The sequence below is a fragment of the Pigmentiphaga sp. genome (assembly GCF_033795525.1).
GTDB lineage: Bacteria > Pseudomonadota > Gammaproteobacteria > Burkholderiales > Burkholderiaceae_B > Pigmentiphaga.
The window spans coordinates 63,003-80,110 of the sequence record NZ_JARYGM010000007.1; the positions used below are offsets into that span (position 1 = coordinate 63,003).

General features: G+C 67.3%; 14 protein-coding genes. 4 read left to right on the plus strand and 10 right to left on the minus strand.

Annotation, left to right across the window (positions count from 1 at the left end):
• Window positions 1-3: 3 nt before the first annotated feature.
• From QHC78_RS16045 to QHC78_RS16065, 5 genes are all read right to left on the minus strand, one after another.
• Window positions 4-1,077, minus strand: a complete 1,074-nt coding sequence (locus tag QHC78_RS16045; protein ID WP_319746279.1) for an ABC transporter permease — start codon at window positions 1,075-1,077, stop codon at window positions 4-6.
• Window positions 1,064-2,575: an ABC transporter ATP-binding protein gene (locus tag QHC78_RS16050; protein ID WP_319746281.1), complete on the minus strand. Its 1,512-nt coding sequence runs from the start codon at window positions 2,573-2,575 to the stop codon at window positions 1,064-1,066. Before QHC78_RS16050 ends, QHC78_RS16045 begins: the two co-directional genes overlap by 14 nt.
• Window positions 2,576-2,742: 167 nt before the next feature.
• Complete coding sequence (gene pnp / locus QHC78_RS16055) at window positions 2,743-4,845, minus strand: polyribonucleotide nucleotidyltransferase (RefSeq protein WP_319746283.1); 2,103 nt, start codon at window positions 4,843-4,845, stop codon at window positions 2,743-2,745.
• Between the two features lie 205 nt (window positions 4,846-5,050).
• Entirely contained in the window at window positions 5,051-5,320 is a 270-nt protein-coding gene (gene rpsO / locus QHC78_RS16060; protein WP_319746285.1) for a 30S ribosomal protein S15, read from the minus strand.
• Window positions 5,321-5,414: 94 nt separating this feature from the next.
• On the minus strand, window positions 5,415-6,680 hold the full coding sequence (locus QHC78_RS16065; protein WP_319746287.1) for a branched-chain amino acid ABC transporter substrate-binding protein: 1,266 nt from the start codon (window positions 6,678-6,680) through the stop codon (window positions 5,415-5,417).
• Window positions 6,681-6,744: 64 nt separating this feature from the next.
• Between QHC78_RS16065 and QHC78_RS16070 the strand changes: the two genes are divergently transcribed.
• Entirely contained in the window at window positions 6,745-7,257 is a 513-nt protein-coding gene (locus QHC78_RS16070) for a hypothetical protein (RefSeq protein ID WP_319746288.1), read from the plus strand.
• 8 nt (window positions 7,258-7,265) lie between these two features.
• On the opposite strand, the gene QHC78_RS16075 is transcribed toward QHC78_RS16070, so the two are convergent.
• Window positions 7,266-8,288 (minus strand): Bug family tripartite tricarboxylate transporter substrate binding protein, encoded by a 1,023-nt coding sequence (locus tag QHC78_RS16075; protein WP_319746291.1) that lies wholly within the window; start codon window positions 8,286-8,288, stop codon window positions 7,266-7,268.
• On the minus strand, window positions 8,285-9,199 hold the full coding sequence (locus tag QHC78_RS16080; RefSeq protein ID WP_319746292.1) for a LysR family transcriptional regulator: 915 nt from the start codon (window positions 9,197-9,199) through the stop codon (window positions 8,285-8,287). Before QHC78_RS16080 ends, QHC78_RS16075 begins: the two co-directional genes overlap by 4 nt.
• A 116-nt stretch (window positions 9,200-9,315) precedes the next feature.
• On the opposite strand from QHC78_RS16080, the gene QHC78_RS16085 reads away from it, so the two are divergent.
• On the plus strand, window positions 9,316-11,994 hold the full coding sequence (locus tag QHC78_RS16085) for a tannase/feruloyl esterase family alpha/beta hydrolase (RefSeq protein WP_319746294.1): 2,679 nt from the start codon (window positions 9,316-9,318) through the stop codon (window positions 11,992-11,994).
• A complete protein-coding gene (locus QHC78_RS16090) occupies window positions 11,991-13,325 on the plus strand; it encodes an alpha/beta hydrolase (RefSeq protein WP_319746296.1) in 1,335 nt (444 codons plus the stop codon). Before QHC78_RS16085 ends, QHC78_RS16090 begins: the two co-directional genes overlap by 4 nt.
• Window positions 13,326-13,362: 37 nt before the next feature.
• Here QHC78_RS16090 and QHC78_RS16095 read toward each other — a convergent pair whose 3' ends face one another.
• Window positions 13,363-14,082 carry a class II aldolase/adducin family protein gene (locus QHC78_RS16095; RefSeq protein ID WP_319746298.1) on the minus strand — a complete coding sequence of 240 codons (720 nt, stop codon included), beginning with the start codon at window positions 14,080-14,082 and terminating at the stop codon, window positions 13,363-13,365.
• A 145-nt stretch (window positions 14,083-14,227) separates the two neighbouring features.
• Between QHC78_RS16095 and QHC78_RS16100 the strand changes: the two genes are divergently transcribed.
• Window positions 14,228-15,202: a Bug family tripartite tricarboxylate transporter substrate binding protein gene (locus QHC78_RS16100; protein WP_319746300.1), complete on the plus strand. Its 975-nt coding sequence runs from the start codon at window positions 14,228-14,230 to the stop codon at window positions 15,200-15,202.
• Window positions 15,203-15,225: 23 nt separating this feature from the next.
• Here the strand turns inward: QHC78_RS16100 and QHC78_RS16105 are convergent, their stop codons facing one another.
• Together QHC78_RS16105 and QHC78_RS16110 are read right to left on the minus strand one after the other, a co-directional pair.
• A complete protein-coding gene (locus QHC78_RS16105) occupies window positions 15,226-16,152 on the minus strand; it encodes a LysR family transcriptional regulator (RefSeq protein WP_319746302.1) in 927 nt (308 codons plus the stop codon).
• A gap of 10 nt (window positions 16,153-16,162) precedes the next feature.
• Window positions 16,163-17,065 carry a LysR family transcriptional regulator gene (locus QHC78_RS16110; RefSeq protein WP_319746304.1) on the minus strand — a complete coding sequence of 301 codons (903 nt, stop codon included), beginning with the start codon at window positions 17,063-17,065 and terminating at the stop codon, window positions 16,163-16,165.
• Between the last annotated feature and the right edge of the window lie 43 nt (window positions 17,066-17,108).

The window sequence follows — 17,108 nt, forward strand, 5'->3', positions numbered from 1 at the left end:
CCGTTACCCTGCCGCACCTGCGGGCCGCCGCCATCGGAGGCGATACCGCACCAGCGTATCGCCCAGCAGCAGCAGCGCCAGGACCAGCCCCTGGAAAACGCCGACGATTCCTGCCGAAAGGCCCAGGCGGGACTGCGCCAGCTCGCCCCCGATATAGAACGCAGCCATGACGATGCTGGCCAGCAAGGCCCCGCCGGGATGCAGGCGGCCGAGGAAGGCGGCGATGACCGCGGCAAAACCGTAGCCCGGCGATACCGAAGTCGTCAGGCGCTGCATCGGCCCGGCAACTTCGCCGATGCCGGCCAGTCCGGCCAAGGCGCCGCAAGCCAGCATCGACGTCCACAAGGCATGTCTGGTGGAATAGCCTGCATAGCGTGCCGCAGCCGGAGCGGCGCCGACCACCCGCAGCCGGAATCCCGGATAGGAACGCGCCAGGAACAGCCATGCGGCCGCCGCGGCCAGCAAAGCCAGGACCAGTCCGGCATGGGCGCGCGTACCCGCCCACAGCACCGGCAGCACCGCAGGTTCGTCGAACGACCGCGACTGGGGAAAGTTGTAGCCGTAAGGGTCGCGCCACGGCCCGAAAACGAGATAACCGAGCAATAGCTGCGCCACGTATGTCAGCATCAGGCTCACCAGCATTTCGCTCGCGCCGAAGCGGTCCTTGAGCCAGGCCGCCAGCGCGGCCCACGCCATGCCCCCCGCCATGCCGGCGATCATGACCAGCACGATATAGCCCCGCCACGTCTCGGGACCGGCCAGCAGCGCCACCCCCGCGCCAGCGATCGCACCGGCGACCAGTTGCCCCTCGGCGCCGATATTCCATACGTTGGCGCGGAAGCAGAGCGTCAGCCCCACGGCGCACAAAGCCAGCGGCGCAGCCTTCACGGCCAATTCGCCCAGCGCGTAGAGGCCGTTGAAGGGCTCGACCAGGAACAGGCGCAGCCCTTGTCCGACGTCCACGCCCAGCGCCGCGAACAACAGCGCGCCGCCCAGCATGGTCAGCCCGAGCGCGGCCAGGGGCGACAGCCACGTCGCCAGCCGGGACGGCAGTACGCGCGCTTCAAGCCGTATCATGGGCCCACCGTCCTTCCATCCATCGCCCCAGCATGTCCGCGCGCAGCTCGGCCCGGGCGACCGGCGGCGACAGCCGCCCGCCGGCCATCACCGCGACGCGGTCGCATAGTCCCAGGAGTTCGTCCAAGTCTTCCGAAATGACCAGGACGGCGCCTCCCGCATCGCGCAGGCCGGCCAGCGCCCGATGGATGCGCGCAGCGGCGCCCACATCCACGCCCCAGGTAGGCTGCGCCGCGATCAACACGCGCGGCCGGCCCTCGAGCTCGCGGCCCACCATGAACTTCTGCAGGTTGCCGCCCGACAGGCTGCGCGAGGGCGCCCGCGGCGACGCCGCCCGTACGCCATAGCGGGCCAGGACGCGGGCCGCGGCGGCGGTCATGCGTCCCTTGCGCAGCCAGCCGCCGTGCGCCGCTTCGGCGGGCGCCATGGTGAGCAGGAAATTGTCGTCCAGTCCCATGTCGGGCACGCAGCCACGCCCCAGCCGTTCCTCCGGAATGGCCCTCAACCCGCGGGCCCGCCGCGCCGCCGGTCCCAGCCGGCCGATAGGCTGCCCCTTCAGTTGCACGGCCTCGTCCGGCACGCCGGGGGCTTCGCCCGACAAGGCCGATAGCAGCAAGGCCTGGCCATTGCCCGACACCCCTGCTACCCCCATGATCTCGCCGGCCCGCAGGTCGAACGACACATCCTGCAGCCCAACGCGCTGGCCCGCAGGCGCAGGTATCGAGAGGCCGCGCACACAAAGCAAGGTCTCCCCGGGAGGATGGACAGCGGCCGCCCCGCCCGCTTCCACCGCGCCGCCGAGCATGAGCGCAGCCAACTCGTCCAGCGCGACCCGCCGCGGATCGACGGTGGCGACGGCGCGGCCGGCGCGCAGCACCGTGCAGCGATCGCACAGCTCCTGGATTTCCGCAAGCTTGTGACTGATATAGACTATGCTGCACCCTTCGGCGGCCAAGTTCCTGAGCGTGGAAAACAACGCGGACTTGGCCTGGGGCGACAGCACGGAGGTCGGTTCGTCAAGAATCAGCAATTGCGGCCGGGCGGCAAGCACCCGCAGCAATTCGACGCGCTGGCGCTCGCCCACCGACAAGTCGCCGACATAGGCATCGGGATCGAGGTCCAGGCGGTATCGCTCGATCAATGGGGCCAGCCAGGCTCCCCCGGCGTCCTGCCGAGGGGCCTGCGCCACGCCCAGCAACACATTCTGCGCCACGGTCAAGGTGTCGAACAGCATGAAATGCTGGAACACCATGCCTATGCCCAGCGCGCGCGCCTCGTCGGGCGCACGCAGCGCCACGGGCCGGCCGTTCCACAGGACCTGACCGGCATCCGGCACGAGCGCCCCGTAAGCAATCTTCGCCAAGGTGGATTTGCCCGCACCATTCTCCCCCAGGACGGCATGGATCTCGCCCGGCGCGATGGACAGCGATACATCGTCATTCGCGAGGGCGCCGGGAAACCGTTTAGTGATGCCGCGCAGTTCGAGTCTATAGGTCATGGACCAGGTGCCAGGGCGGAGGGCTGTCATTTTAGACTGCAGCGGGAGCCGGCCAGCGGCGGACGTGCCGGCAGCGCGCAAAAGCAAACGGCGCCCGGATGACCGGACGCCGCTCGCATGCCTCGACTACTTACCGCGCGCCGCCAGGACACGCGGCCCAGGCATCGTTACTCGGCCGCGATGGCCTTCATCGACAGGCGCAGGCGGCCCTTGTCGTCGGCCTCGATGACCTTGACGCGGACTTGCTGGCCCACCTTCAACACGTCGTTGATGTTGGCGATGCGGTGGTTGGCGATCTCGGAGATATGCAGCAGGCCGTCGCGACCGGGCAGCACCTGCACGATGGCGCCGAAATCCAGCAGGCGCAGCACCGCGCCTTCATAGATCTGGCCCACTTCCACGTCGGCCGTCAGGTCGGCGATGCGACGCTGGGCCTCCTTGGCGCGATCCAGGTCGGCACTGGAGATGACGATGGTGCCATCGTCCGAGATGTCGATCTGGGTGCCGGTCTCTTCGGTGAGCGCGCGGATGGTCGCACCGCCCTTGCCGATCACGTCGCGGATCTTCTCCGGATTGATCTTCATGGACAGCATGCGCGGCGCGAACGCGGACAACTCGCCGCGGGAGCCTTCGATGGCCTCGCGCATCTTGTCGAGGATGTGCAGGCGGCCTTCGCGGGCCTGGGCCAGCGCAACCTGCATGATTTCCTTGGTAATGCCTTGGATCTTGATGTCCATCTGCAGCGCGGTCACGCCCGTGACGGTACCGGCCACCTTGAAGTCCATGTCGCCCAGGTGGTCTTCGTCACCGAGGATGTCGGTCAGCACCGCGAATTTGCCGCCATCCTTGATCAGGCCCATGGCCACCCCCGCCACGTGGTCCTTGACCGGCACGCCGGCGTCCATCATGGCGAGCGAACCGCCGCAGACCGAAGCCATCGACGACGAGCCGTTCGACTCGGTGATCTCGGACACGACACGGATCGTGTACTGGAAATCCTCAGGCGCGGGCAGCAGCGGCAACAGCGCGCGCTTGGCCAGGCGACCGTGGCCGACTTCGCGGCGCTTGGGGGTACCGATGCGCCCGGTTTCGCCGGTGGCGAACGGCGGCATGTTGTAGTGGAGCATGAAGCGATCGCGGTATTCGCCCATCAGCGAATCGATGATCTGCTCATCCTGCTTGGTGCCCAGCGTGGCGACCACGAGAGCCTGCGTTTCGCCGCGGGTGAACAGGGCGCTGCCATGGGCCCGGGGCAGCACGCCCAGGCGGACGCTGATGGGACGGACGGTGCGGGTGTCGCGGCCGTCGATGCGCGGTTCGCCGTTCAGGATCTGGCTGCGCACGATCTGCGCTTCGAAATCGAACAGGATGTTGTCGATCTCGACCGAATCGGGCGCTGCCGTGCCGGCGGCTTCCGCCTGGGCGGCCAGCTTGGCCTGGACGTCGGCGTACACCTCGCGCAACTTGGCGGTCCGGTCCTGCTTGGAGCGGATCTGGTAGGCGGCGCGCAGACCTTCTTCCGCGGCGGCGCGCACCGAGGCGATCAGCGTTTCGTTCTTGGGGGCGGGCTGCCAATCCCATTCGGGCTTGCCGGCTTCACGCACCAGGTCGTTGATGACGCCGATGACGGCCTGCATCTGCTCGTGGCCGTAGACCACGCCGCCCAGCATGACTTCCTCGGACAGCTGGTCAGCCTCGGACTCGACCATCAGCACGGCGGCATCGGTACCGGCCACCACCAGGTCGAGCTTGGAGCTCTTGAGCTGCGCGGCGGTCGGGTTCAGCACGTACTGGTCGTCGATCCAGCCCACGCGGGCCGCACCGATCGGGCCATTGAACGGGATGCCGGAAATCGCCAGCGCGGCCGACGCGCCGATCATCGCAGGGATGTCCGGATCGATTTCCGGATTCACCGACAGCGTGTGGATGACCACGTGCACGTCGTTGTAGAAGCCTTCGGGAAACAACGGACGCAGCGGCCGGTCGATCAGGCGCGAGGTCAGGGTTTCCTTCTCGGAAGGCTTGCCTTCGCGCTTGAAGAACCCGCCGGGGATACGGCCGGCGGCATAGGTCTTTTCGATGTAATCGACCGTCAGCGGGAAAAAGTCCTGGCCGGGCTTGGCCTTCTTGGCCCCGACCACGGTCGCGAGCACGACGGTATCCTCCATGGATACCACGACCGCGCCCGAAGCCTGGCGAGCGATCTCGCCCGTTTCCAGCGTGACGGTATGCTGGCCATATTGGAAGGTTTTTGTGACTTTATTGAACATGACAGGCATCCTTTACGGTTGCCCCTCTGAAACGAAAATGCCTGTGACAGGCAGTCCCTGACACAGGCACTCTCTCTTCAGGAGGGTGTTGCTAGAGTGCCGGCCGCGTCGCGCCCAAAGAGGAAGCGACGAAACCGGCAACCACCGAAAACGCCGAGCGGCACTGCGACGGCAGCGCCCGCCGAGTTTCCGATCCCCTGGAATTTCACTTACGCAGACCGAGCTTCTCGATCAGGGCACGGTACGCATCGGCGTTGCGGCCCTTCAGGTAGTCGAGCAGCTTGCGGCGACGGCTGACCATGCGCAGCAGTCCGCGACGGGAATGGTGATCCTTGGTGTGCGCTTTGAAGTGATTGGTCAATTCGTTGATCCGCGCGGTCAGGAGCGCGACCTGCACTTCGGGCGAACCCGTGTCGCCCTGGGCGCGTTGGAATTCGGAAACGATATTGGCTTTGTTGATGTCGGAAACAGACATTTTTTCCTCTCAGACTGGCGGCAAGGCCGAGGCGCCTTGCCGTGGACACTGTGTTGTTAAAAATAAACCTGCTAGGCAGCCGGTAAGTATAGCTTCATTCGGGGATTTCTGCCATTTGGCAACGGCTTGCAAGCGCAAGCTCAGCCGCGGGGACCTTCAGTGTGGTTTCGAAGCCATAGCCGCTTCCCTCCACGTCCCGCCTGGCCGTTCCCGTCCCTTTCTTTTGCATGGTAAAGACGTAAAGCGGCTTGATCGCCTGGTGGTCGTCGGGCCGCATCCACAGGTCCGCGCCTTCCGCGGTCCAGCGCATGCCCGACAACCGGCGGGCGATGGCGGCGGCGTCGACCTTCCCCGCCTGCTCGAGCGCGGCGGCCAGCATGTCGGTCATGTGAAGCATGCGGGCGTTCAGGTAATCGTCCGCGGGACGCGGGAACATGCGCCGGTAGGCGTCGTAGGCCCGGTCCATTTCCGGCTCTCCCGCGTTGTAGTGCCACTCGGCCACCGCCCGGACCTTGCCGACGCCGGCATCCCCAAGGGCCGCCGGCGCGCCCAGCGCATTGCCGTAGAACGTGTAGAAGCTGCCCGTAAACCCGGCCTCCCGGGCCGCCTTCACCAGCAGCGTCAGATCGTTGCCCCAGTTGCCCGAGATGACGGTATCGGCCCCGCTGGCCAGGACCTTGGCGGCGTAAGGGGAAAAGTCCTTGACCTTGCCTATCGGATGGAACTCGTCGCCGGCCACCGCGACGTCAGGCCGCTTGTCGGCCAGCATGGCGCGGGCGCTGCGCGACACCTCGTGCCCGAAACTGTAGTCCTGGTTGATCAGGTAGACCTTGCGCACCGAGCCGTCGCGCCGCATGGCCTCGGTCAACGCGGCCATCCGCATGTCGGAACTGGCGTCGAAGCGGAAGTGCCAGGGGCTGCATTTCTCGTTGGTCAGCGCCGGATCGACCGCCGAATAGTTCAAGTACACGATGCGCTGGTCGGGGTTGCGCCGGTTGTGCCGGTTCACGCCCTCGATCAGCGCGGCTGCCACGGCCGAGCTGTTGCCCTGCATCACAATACGGATGGATTGGTCGGCCGCGCTGCGCAACAGCAGCAGCGCTTCGTCCGCCTGGTTCTTGCTGTCGAAGCTGACGAGCTCGAGCGGATGGCGGCCGTCGGCCAGCCTGACGCCTCCGCGGGCGTTGATGCGGTCGACCGCGAAACGCAGATTGCGCATGATGGCCTCGCCGGTATTGGCGAACGGCCCGGACATCGCCTCGATGACGGCAATGCGCACCGGCGGTCCGGTATCGGACCCGGCCAGGGCGCCGGCGGAACCCGAACAGGCCAACGCAAGTCCTACAATCAGCGTAGACATGCTACGTCTGCGCGACAAAGCCACACTTGTCTCCGGTAGCGAATTCAACAACAAGGAGAATTGTATGAGCATCGCTACAACCGTGCGTCGCAGCGTCGTCCTGCTCGGCGTTGCGGTGTTGCTTGGCGCCTGCGCCAGCCCGGCCGGCATCCAGCCCGGCGAGCCCGCCTCGGCCGTGACCGAGCGCCTGGGCCGCCCCACCTTGCAGCGCCCATTGCCCAATGGCGGCGAACGCCTCATTTATTCGTCGCAGCCCATGGGCCAATACGCCTGGATCACCGACATCGGCCCGGACGGCAAGGTCATCGCCACCACCCAGGCGCTCACGAGCGAACGCTTTCGCATGCTGGACGCCGGCCGCTGGGATACCGAGCGCCTGCTGTTCGAATTCGGCCCGCCGGCCGAAATCACCCGCGTCGGCCTCCGGGGCGAACAGATCGTATGGGGCTACCGCTTCCGCGAAGACGGCGTCTGGAATTCGCTCATGTACGTCTACGTCAACGACCAGGGCATCGTCACCCGCTACCACCCCGGCCCCGACCCGCTCATGGAGCCCCGCTTCCAGCTGGGCCGATAAAGCGCTTTTCAGTCGCGCCGCAATCCGCCACGCCCGACCAACTTGCGATTGGCCTCGTAGTCCGCCATGACCTCCGCGCGGAAGGCCGCCACGCTACCGGCAGCCGGGAGGTTGTAGGCGCGGACCAGCCGCTCTGCCAGCACGCCGCCCGCCAGCGCGCGGTTGACCTCGGCATTGATGCGCTCTTGCACCGGCTGCGGCGTGCCGGCGGGAGCGAACAGTCCGAACAGCGACATCAGGTTGGCCTGGGGATAGCCCAGCTCGGCCAGCGTGGGCACCCGCGGAAGCGCGCCCAGCCTTGCCGGCGCGCCCACCGCCAGCGCCTTGAGCCTGCCGGTACGCACGTATTCCAGCTGCAAGGCCGCGACATTGGTCGATAACACCTCGAACCGCCCGCTCAGCGCATCGTTCAACTGGGGACCGCCGCCCTGGTAGGGAATGTGGGTGATGCGTGCGCCGCTGGCCGCGGCCACCTGCTCCAGCACCATGTGGCCGGTCGTGGCAATGCCCGAGCTGGCCCAGCGGACCGCGCCCGGGGCCCGGCGCGCCAGTTCGACCAGCTCGGCGAAATCGCCGCCGGCGAAGGCCGGCGTACCCACGACCAGCACCGGCGTACGCATGACGCCGGCAACCGGCGCAACCTCGCGCAGGGGGGGAAGATCATCCCCCGGGCGATTCAAAAGCGGGTTGAGCGTAAGCGGCGTCAATGCGGAAAAGGCCAGCGTGTATCCGTCCGGGGCTGCCCGCGCCACGGTCTCCATGCCCACGCCGCCGCCCGCCCCGCCCTTGTTCTCGACCCACACCGGCACGCCCAGCGACTGCGACAAGTCCTGGGCCAGGATGCGGGCGATGGTGTCGCTCACGCCCCCGGGCGGATAGACCACCAGCAGCCGGATGGCCCTCATGGGCCACGCCTCTGCTGACTTGCCCGCCCAGGCACTGCTGATACGCCCCAGGCCCGAGGCAGGAAGCGCCAGCAGGGCCCCCAGCGCGGTACGGCGCGCAGTGCCGCGGGAACGGACCGCTTTCATCGTGCCGCCAGCCGCCGCGCCATCGCGGCAAAGTGCAGCGCCGGCAGGCTGTCTTCGTCGCGGCGCGACACCAGGGTCAGCGGGGCATCCAGCCGCTCGGCCCGCGCCAGCGGCAGATAAGTCACCGCATGCGCGTGCGCGCCGCTGATGGACGTGGGTACGACGGACACGCCCGCGCCTGCGGCAACCAGGTTCAAGTTGGTCATCATGCGATCCACCTCCGCGGCGATGCGCGGCCGCAATCCCTGGCTCTCGCACAATGCGAGCAGGTTGGCATACAGTCCCGGCGCCCCCGGCTGCCGCACGAGAATGATTTTCTCCTGGCACAGCTCGGCCAGGGAAATCGGCCGGGGGCGGCCGCCGCCCTTCCGGCCGCGGGCGAGCGGATGGTCGCACGGGAGGGCGGCTACGGCAGGCTCAGTCAGCAGCGTCTCGAACAGCAAGGCCTGCGGCCGCGACACCGGCACCCGCAGCAGGCCGCAGTGCAGTCGGCCTGCTGCAATCGCCTCGGTCAACCCGGCGGCGTTGTCTTCGAGAATGTCCAGCTCCACGCTGGGGTAGTCCCGCCGGTACAGGCGCAGTACCTCGGGCGTGAAAGCGTGCGCGGCGGCAGAACTGGTGAAACCCACGGCCAGCAGGCCCTCCTGGCCGCTGGCCACGCGCGCCATCCGGTGCCGCATCTGGGCATAGCCTTCCAGCAGGTTCTCGGCCTCGCGCAGGAAGTGCCGGCCGGCATCGGTCAAGGCCACGCCACGCGGATGGCGGCGCAGCAGCTCTACCCCTAGCTCCCGCTCGAGTGCCTTGATCTGCTGGCTGAGCGGAGGCTGTTGGATGCCGAGCCGCTCCGCGGCGCGTGTCATGTGGCCCGTCTCCGCGATCGCGACGAAGTAACGCAGATGGCGCAGGTCCATATTTTTTATATATCGAGTCTCCGCTTTTATTGTATTTGACGTACCGATCGGCGCGCTCGCATCATCCCGCCGTGCACGCGCCCCGCCTAGAGAGGGCCGGCCATGGAGACGATACGATGCCCGCACCCTGCCCCTTTCCCGCCCGGCCCCTGCTCCTGCTGGCTACCCTCGCCGCCCTGGCCGCATGCGGCGGTGGCGACGACGCGCCGGCCGGCGGCGACCCGTCCGAAGAACCGCCCGCCGCCTCGGGCCCGCCCTATGCGCCCGCGCTGGCATGCGCTTCGCTCGGCGGGCGCGGCTTTGCGCCTTCGCAATTGACGCTTCCTTCGGGAGGCGCCGTGGTGTCTGAAGCGGCCGAGATCGCCGCCGATGCCGAAGGCAATACGCTGGGCGCCTACTGCCGTATCCGCGGAGCAATCAAACCGGTGAACGCCGGCTCGCCGGACATCCATTTCGCGCTGAACCTGCCGCTGCGCTGGAACGGCAAGACCATACACTTCGGTGGAGGCGGCTTCAACGGCCGGCTGATCGACGGCACGGAGACGATACGCTTCGGCCCGGCGGACAAACCCGCGCCGCTGGCGTTGGGCTACGCCACGTACGGCGACGACTCCGGCCACCAGAGCGGCAGCATCACCGACGGCAAGTTCGCCGCGGATGACGAGGCGCTGGCCAATTACGGCGGCCAGTCGCTGAAGAAGACCCGCGACGTTGCCGCGCAACTGGTGCAGGCCTACTACGGCAGGGCTCCCCGGCATGCCTACTTCCTGGGCACGTCTACCGGCGGACGCGATGCGCTCGCGCACATCCAGCGCTGGCCGGCCGACTACGACGGCGTCATCGCCAACGAACCCGCGCTCAACTACTCCGGCACCCGTCTGTCCAACGTGGCGCTCGGCCGCGCCCTGTATGCCAACGGCGGCGCCGGATGGATCAACGTAGCCAAGACCTTGATGGTGCAGAACACGGTCAAGCAGGCCTGCGACAAGCTGGACGGCGCGGCCGACGGCATCGTCAGCAACGTGGAAAGCTGCCGGTTGTTGAACGCCGCCAACCTCGCAGCCATGCGCTGCCCCTCGGGCACCGACGAAGGCGACCACTGCCTCTCGGATCCGCAAGTGGCCACTATCCGCACGCTGGAGGCGCCGCTGGAATTTTCCACCTACCGGCTGGCCAACGACGTCATGCGCGCGGGCGGCTACAACATACTGGAAGGCGCGCTGGTGGCCGGCCCCTATACCTCGCGAGACCTGGGCACGCGCCGCACGCCCGGCAACCCGGCTACGTCCGCCGACGCCAATATGTATGTCACGGGCGACCAATGGGTGAAGTACTTCGTCACCCGCTCGGCCACCTTCGATACGCTGGATTTCGACCCGCAGAACCCGGGGCCGTACACCGCCCGCGTGCAAGCCGTGTCCGCGATCACCGATGCCACGGACGCCGACCTGCGTCCCTTTCTGTCGCGCGGCGGCAAACTCATTATGCTGCACGGCCTGGCCGACGAGGTCATCAGCCCCAACTCCACCATCGACTACTACCAACGCGTCGTCGCCACCGTGGGCCGGGAGGCCGCCGACCAGGGCGTGCGCTTCTACACCGTGCCCGGCATGGGCCATGGCACCGGCGTGTTCATTCCCAACTGGGATTCGCTGGCGGCGCTGGAAAGCTGGGTGGAACAGGGCCTGCCTCCCGCTACGCCCGTGGCGGCCGATGCGGTGGCGGGCACCTATGGACGGACCCGGCCGCTATGCCAATACCCGGCCTGGCCGAAGTACCGCGGCAGCGGCAGCCTGGACGCTGCCGTCAACTACAGCTGCGTGCAAGAGACGGGCGACCCGCTGGCCTGCCCCTACCTGCCCGCCGCGGCGGCACGCTACAAGGGCGGCAACGCGCTGGGCGAAGAACTGACCGTCACGGTCGATCCGGCCTCGATGCGCTACATGATCACGATCGATGCGAGCCTGCAGCGCGCGCCCGGAACCGTCCGCGAGGGCGGCCTGCGCGCGGACTCGGCCTGCACCTACACCAGCGACGAGGGTGGCGCAATCTATACGTTCGGCGCCGGCGGCGTGCTACAGGGCGGCGTACTGCCGGCGTCGGGCAGCGCCTTCGCGCCGCTGCTGGCCTTCGCCTCGACGTTCGAAAACATCGGCTCGCCTACCGTTTTCAATCCTGTCGCCGCCATCTACAACCTGATCGGCGTCCACTACGGCACCGGTGGAGCCGCCGTGGCCTACCAGGCGTCGGGCAGGCTGCGCAACGCCGGCACCTTCCAGTTGTGCCAGGATCCGGTCACGGGCGGCTTCATGACCTACGATGCTGCCTGCTCGTCCACGCGCAAGGGATACATCACTTACAACGCCGGGCGGCGCGCCTTCGATCTCCTGTCCACACCGCCCGGCGACCCCGCTGCCACGAGCGGCGGCACCCCGGCGGGATCCATGGTGATCGGCCTGGTCAATGGCAACGCTGTCCCCCTGCAGCTGGTGCGCGAATCGGAAACCAGCTATGGCCTGCGCCTCTATGCCCCACAGCAATCGCTGGCATCCGGCGCGGCTGACGGGTCCTATGCCCTGAGCGGGACCGGCGGCCAAAGCCTTGCCGGGACCCTGTCTGGCGCTACGCTGGATCTGGGCGGCGGCGCCGCGGCCGTGACCTACGATACGCCGGTGCCAGGCATCGCGCAGGCCGGCTCCTCGGGCAACGATTACGTCCTGTTCACCAACGGCATCCTGGGCTATGCATCGCGCACAGGGGCGCCCGCCATTTTCGCTACCGGAGTCCGCCATTGAATATCCTGCCCCGATTCTTCCTGCTGGCCGCGCTGGCACTGGGCGCCGCCGCAGCCCACGCCGCTACCGACCGCGCACGGCCCGCCCCCTGCCCCCAAGACGTCCCGGCCGACGCACGCTGCTATAACGGCCAGGACAGTGAAGGGGCCTATTACTGGATCGCGATTCCCCGCAACTGGAACCGGGTGCTGGTCATGCATGCCCATGGCGGTCCCGACCTGGGCCCCTCGACCCTCAAGCGCAGCCAGGAAGACCTTACCCGCTGGGCCGTGACCGTGAAGGCCGGCTATGCGTGGGCCGGATCGTCCTACCGCCGCGGCGGCTACGGCGTCACCATGGCGGCCGAGGATACGGAGCGCCTGCGGCGCCTGTTCGTCCGGCAATTCGGCCAGCCACGCCGCACGCTGCTGCATGGCCAGAGCTACGGCGCCGGCGTAGCCTCCAAGGCGGCCGAACTGTACGGCACCGTCGAAGGCCGGCCCGGCCCCTACGACGGCGTGCTGCTGACCAGCGGCGTCCTGGGCGGCGGCAACACGGCCTACGACTTCCGCCTGGACCTGCGGGTGATCTATCAATACGTCTGCCGCAACCACCCGCGCCCCGACGAACCGCAATACCCGCTCTGGATGGGCCTGCCCAAGGACGCCACGATGACTCGCGCCGACCTGGCCTCGCGCATCAAGGAATGCACGGGCGCCGGTCTTCCGGCGGCGCAGCGCAGCCCCGAACAAGCGGCCAGGCTCAAGACCATCCTGTCGGTCGTAAAGATCCCGGAACGTACCTTCGTGGCCAACATGAATTGGGCCACGTGGCTGTTCCGCGACCTCACCCAGGAGCGCCTGGATGGCCGCAACCCCTTCGGCAACGAAAAAGCCGTCTACAGCGGCTCGACGGACGACGCCGCGCTGAACGCCGGCGTGGCCCGCTACCGGGCCGATCCGCAGGCCGTGGGACGCCTCATGGTGGACAGCACGCCTACCGGCCGGCTTGCCATGCCCGTGCTGACCCTGCACGCCATCCACGATCCCACCGCCTTCGTCGAGCTCGAATCGGCCTATCGCGACATCGTCGAGCGCGCCGGCAGCGGCGACAGGCTCGTGCAGACATTCTCCGACGAATCCGAGCACAGCTACTTGAGCGAGCCCCAGTATCCGGCCCTGTTCACGGCCTTGATGGATTGGGTGGACAAGGGAGAAAAGCCTACGCCTGAAAAGGTGGAGCGCCTGTGCCGAAGCTATGAGCGGGACTACGGCGACGGCGGCAGGCAGGTCTGCCGCCTCCGGGTGGACTACCAGCCCCCGCCTCTGTCCGCCCGGGTCCCCCCGCGCTGAACGGCCGGGGCCCGGTCCGGTGCCAGGGACGCGGCAGTCAGGCGTCGATGTCCACTTCCTCGCACCACAGGTCCCAGCATCGCTTGAGCTGGCTGCGGTTGGTCTCGGTGGCAAGATCGGACTCGGCCTCGGACAGGTAGCGCACCTTGTCCGAGACCTGCATCGCCCCGAGTTGCATGCCAGCGTTGATTTCCGCGTACACCGCGCGATAAACCGCCTCCTCCAGGCTGGTTCCGACCATGGTCGCGCCATGGCCGGCCATCAGCACCGTACTGGCCCCACCGAGCGTGTCGGCCAGATAGCGGCCAAGCTCATGGTCGCGGATCAACATGTCGGTGTCCCGTCCCGTGGCTTCGCGGATGTCGAACTTGGCCGCCCGCGTCAGGAACCCGGCCATGTGGAACATGGGCTTGATCGCGACATCCGTCGCACCGATGGTGATCATCGCGGTCGAATGGCTGTGGACCACCGCCTGGACATCCGGGCGGGTCCGATAGATCTCGCCGTGGATGAAGCGTTCCAGGTACAGGCGGCGGTCGTCGCCGCCGACCGGATTGGACTCGGCGTCGAGCTCGACGATGTCGGCTTCCTTGACCAGCTTGGGCGCGCGGTTGCACGAGATCAGGTAGTGGCCGGGAATTTCCGGATGGCGGCAGCTCACGTGCCCGAAACCATCGACCACGCCCTTCAGATAGAGGATACGGTTCGCCCGCGCCAGGTTACGGCGCGCTTCGCGCACGATTTCGTTCATGGACATCCCCGTCTTCTGCTCAGTGGTAATGAGCTACTGTGTACCTCAAACCAAGATCAATTTTCTTGATCTCGTACATCAACCATCGTGGCGGCAAGGCCGGACGCTCTGTGAAATACTGAATAAAAAAAGCGATCACGGAGGAACCCCCATGCATACCCTCACCCCTGCCCGGCACCTGGCTCGCCTCGGCGGCGCCCTGGCCCTGGCATTGAGCCTGGCCGCCGGCGCCAGCGACACCTGGCCCGCCAAGGTCATCACCTTCGTCGTACCGTCCTCGCCCGGCGGCGGCACCGACATCTATGCCCGGTTGCTGGCCGAAGGCGTCAGCCGCGACCTCAAGCAGACGGTCGTGGTCGAGAACAAGCCGGGCGCAAGCGGCAACATCGGCGCGGCCACCGCCGCGCGCGCCGCGCCCGACGGCTATACCTTCCTGGTTTCCGCTACCCCGGCCATCGCCGTCAATCCTTATCTGTACAAGAACCTGCCCTACGACGCCGAAAAAGACCTGGTGCCGGTGGCCCGCGGCGTGGATGCGCCGCTGGTCTACGTCGTGCCGCCCAACTCGCGTTTCAAGACCTTCGACGACCTGATCGCCGCTGGCAAGCGCGAACCCGGCAAGCTCACGTTCGGCTCGGCCGGCCACGGTTCGCCGACTTACCTGGGCGTCAAGGTCATGGAGGAAAAAACCGGCGCCGCATTCACGCACGTGCCCTACAAGGGCATGGCGCCGACCATGCAGGACTTCCTCGGAGGCCGCCTCGACTTCCTGCAATCCGACGTGGCCTCGGTGCTGCCCCATATCAAGGGCGGCAAGGCAGTCCCGCTGGCGATAAGCGCCCCGTCGCCACTGTTTCCCAAGGTGCCGGTATGGACCGAGAAGGGCCTGCCCGACGTACCGCAGTCGTTCAGTGTCATGGCGCCGGCGGGCACGCCCCCGGCCATCGTCGAGAAGATGAGCCAGGTCGTGGTCAAGGCCATGCAGGAGCCGTCGACCCGGCAGAAACTGATCGACCAAGGCTACATACCGGTTTCGGACACGCCCGCCAAGTTCGCGCAGCAATTGAAGGCCGAGCGCGCCATGTGGAAGGCGCTGATCGAACGCAACCACATCACCGTGGAATAGCGCGCGGCTCGCCGGCCTTCGCATCACGCTTGCGCCACGCGCGCAAGCGCCTTGCGCAGCCACGTCGCGCCAGCGTCTTTCCTGTGGCGCGAGTGCCAGTGCTGGTAGACGATGTAGCTGGGCGACTCGAACGGCAGGTCGACCGCCATCAACGGCGCGAAGCGCTGCAGGGCCCGGCTCAGGCGAGCCGGGACCACGGCCACCAGGTCGCTGTCCGACAGCAGGTGCTCGATGCCGGCAAAGCTCGATTGCTCGAGGCGGATGTTCGGACGCGCGCCCAGCTTTTCGGCGGCATAGTCCTCCCAGCGCAGCCGGTTGCGTCCGCGGCTCGCCACCGACAGGTGCGGCAGGCGCAGGAAATCGGCCACACTCATCCCCGCCCGCAATGCCGGATGGTCCGCCCGGCCCAGGCACACGTAATGTTCACGATAGAGCCGCTGGCGTATGACGGACTTGCCCATCGTCGGCACATGGCCCACCACCAGGTCCAGGGTGCCGGACTCGAGGTGCCAGGGCGTATCGGCAGTGATCTCGATCTGCTCCAGGCTCACGCCGGGCGCTTCGCTGGCGAGCAGCGCATGCACACCCGGCATCAGCACATAGACGCCGATTTCGCTCGATGCCAGCCGGAAATGGCGCGTGGCGCTGGCCGGATCGAAGGTGTCGCTCGCCAGCATGCTTGCCTGCAACAGCTGTTGGGCCTCCTTCAAGCCCGGATAGATGGACTCGGCCTTGACCGTCGGAATCATGCCGACGACGCTGCGCACGAACAAATCATCCTGATAGATACTGCGCAACCGGGCCAGCGCCATGCTGACCGTTGAGGCATTCATGCGCAGGCGCGCCGCGACGCGGGCAATGCTGCCGACCTCGTACAGCGCGGTGAAAATGCTGATCTGCCGGTAGTCCGGAAACGGCCGGTCGCCGCCCTTGCCCCAGTTTTCTTCCACCTGCCTCCCCTCAATTTTCCTGCATCTGCGCAAACCGCGCCGCCAGGTGGTCCACCAGCGCGCGCACCGCCGGCAGCAGTCCGCGGCGCGACGCAAACACGGCATGCACGATCTCGCGCCGCGGCGTCCAGCCGGGAATCACATGGATCAACTGGCCGGATGCTATCTGGTCGCGCACCATCATCGCCGGCAGCTGGACCACGCCCACGCCGGCCAGCGCGGCCGCCCGCAAGGCCGGCATATCGCGCGTGATCAGGCGCGGCTGGTGCCGGATCGAGGCATGCGCCCCGTCGGGACCGAACAAGTTCCAAACGTACTCTTGCTGCGGCGCCCCCAGCGCCATGCTGGGCAAGCCGGCCAGGTCGGCGGGAATCTTCGGCACGCCGTCTTGCAGCAGCGCGGGACAGGCCACGAGGTACTGCACGCGCTCGGCCAGCACCCGCATCACCAGGCCGCTATCCTCGAGCGGGGGCGGCCGCACGCGAAGAGCGACATCGACCCCCTCGCCCACCACATCCACGCGGCGATTGGTTTCTTCCAGATGGATTTCCACGCGCGGATGCGCCACCATGAAGTCGGCCACCATATCGGCCACGCTGGTCTCGAGCAGCGCAACCGGGCACGCCATGCGCACGACGCCGCGCGGCTCGGCATGTGTCAGCGCGATCGCTTCGTCGGCCGCTTCTGCTTCCACCAGCATGGCCTTGCAATGACCGTAATAGGTTTGGCCGATTTCCGTCACCGCAAAACGGCGCGTCGATCGCTGGATCAGACGCACGCCCAAACGCTCTTCCAACTGGGCGATCCGCCGGCTGAGCTTGGACTTGGGCATGCCCAGCGCACGGCCGGCGGGCGCAAAGCCGCCGTGGTCGACCACCTGGACGTAGTAATAGAGATCATTGAGATCTCGCATGGAATCGTTCACCAAATGGAACACTGTAGTTGAATTTTGCCGT

Coding starts and splice junctions, on each gene's coding strand:
- QHC78_RS16065 (WP_319746287.1), bottom strand. CDS start 6,680: ATGTCTACGCTGATTGTAGGACTTGCGTTGGCCTGTTCGGGTTCCGCC.
- pnp (WP_319746283.1), bottom strand. CDS start 4,845: ATGTTCAATAAAGTCACAAAAACCTTCCAATATGGCCAGCATACCGTC.
- QHC78_RS16075 (WP_319746291.1), bottom strand. CDS start 8,288: ATGAAAGCGGTCCGTTCCCGCGGCACTGCGCGCCGTACCGCGCTGGGG.
- QHC78_RS16050 (WP_319746281.1), bottom strand. CDS start 2,575: ATGACCTATAGACTCGAACTGCGCGGCATCACTAAACGGTTTCCCGGC.
- QHC78_RS16085 (WP_319746294.1), top strand. CDS start 9,316: ATGCCCGCACCCTGCCCCTTTCCCGCCCGGCCCCTGCTCCTGCTGGCT.
- QHC78_RS16070 (WP_319746288.1), top strand. CDS start 6,745: ATGAGCATCGCTACAACCGTGCGTCGCAGCGTCGTCCTGCTCGGCGTT.
- QHC78_RS16100 (WP_319746300.1), top strand. CDS start 14,228: ATGCATACCCTCACCCCTGCCCGGCACCTGGCTCGCCTCGGCGGCGCC.
- rpsO (WP_319746285.1), bottom strand. CDS start 5,320: ATGTCTGTTTCCGACATCAACAAAGCCAATATCGTTTCCGAATTCCAA.
- QHC78_RS16095 (WP_319746298.1), bottom strand. CDS start 14,082: ATGTCCATGAACGAAATCGTGCGCGAAGCGCGCCGTAACCTGGCGCGG.
- QHC78_RS16045 (WP_319746279.1), bottom strand. CDS start 1,077: ATGATACGGCTTGAAGCGCGCGTACTGCCGTCCCGGCTGGCGACGTGG.
- QHC78_RS16080 (WP_319746292.1), bottom strand. CDS start 9,199: ATGGACCTGCGCCATCTGCGTTACTTCGTCGCGATCGCGGAGACGGGC.
- QHC78_RS16110 (WP_319746304.1), bottom strand. CDS start 17,065: ATGCGAGATCTCAATGATCTCTATTACTACGTCCAGGTGGTCGACCAC.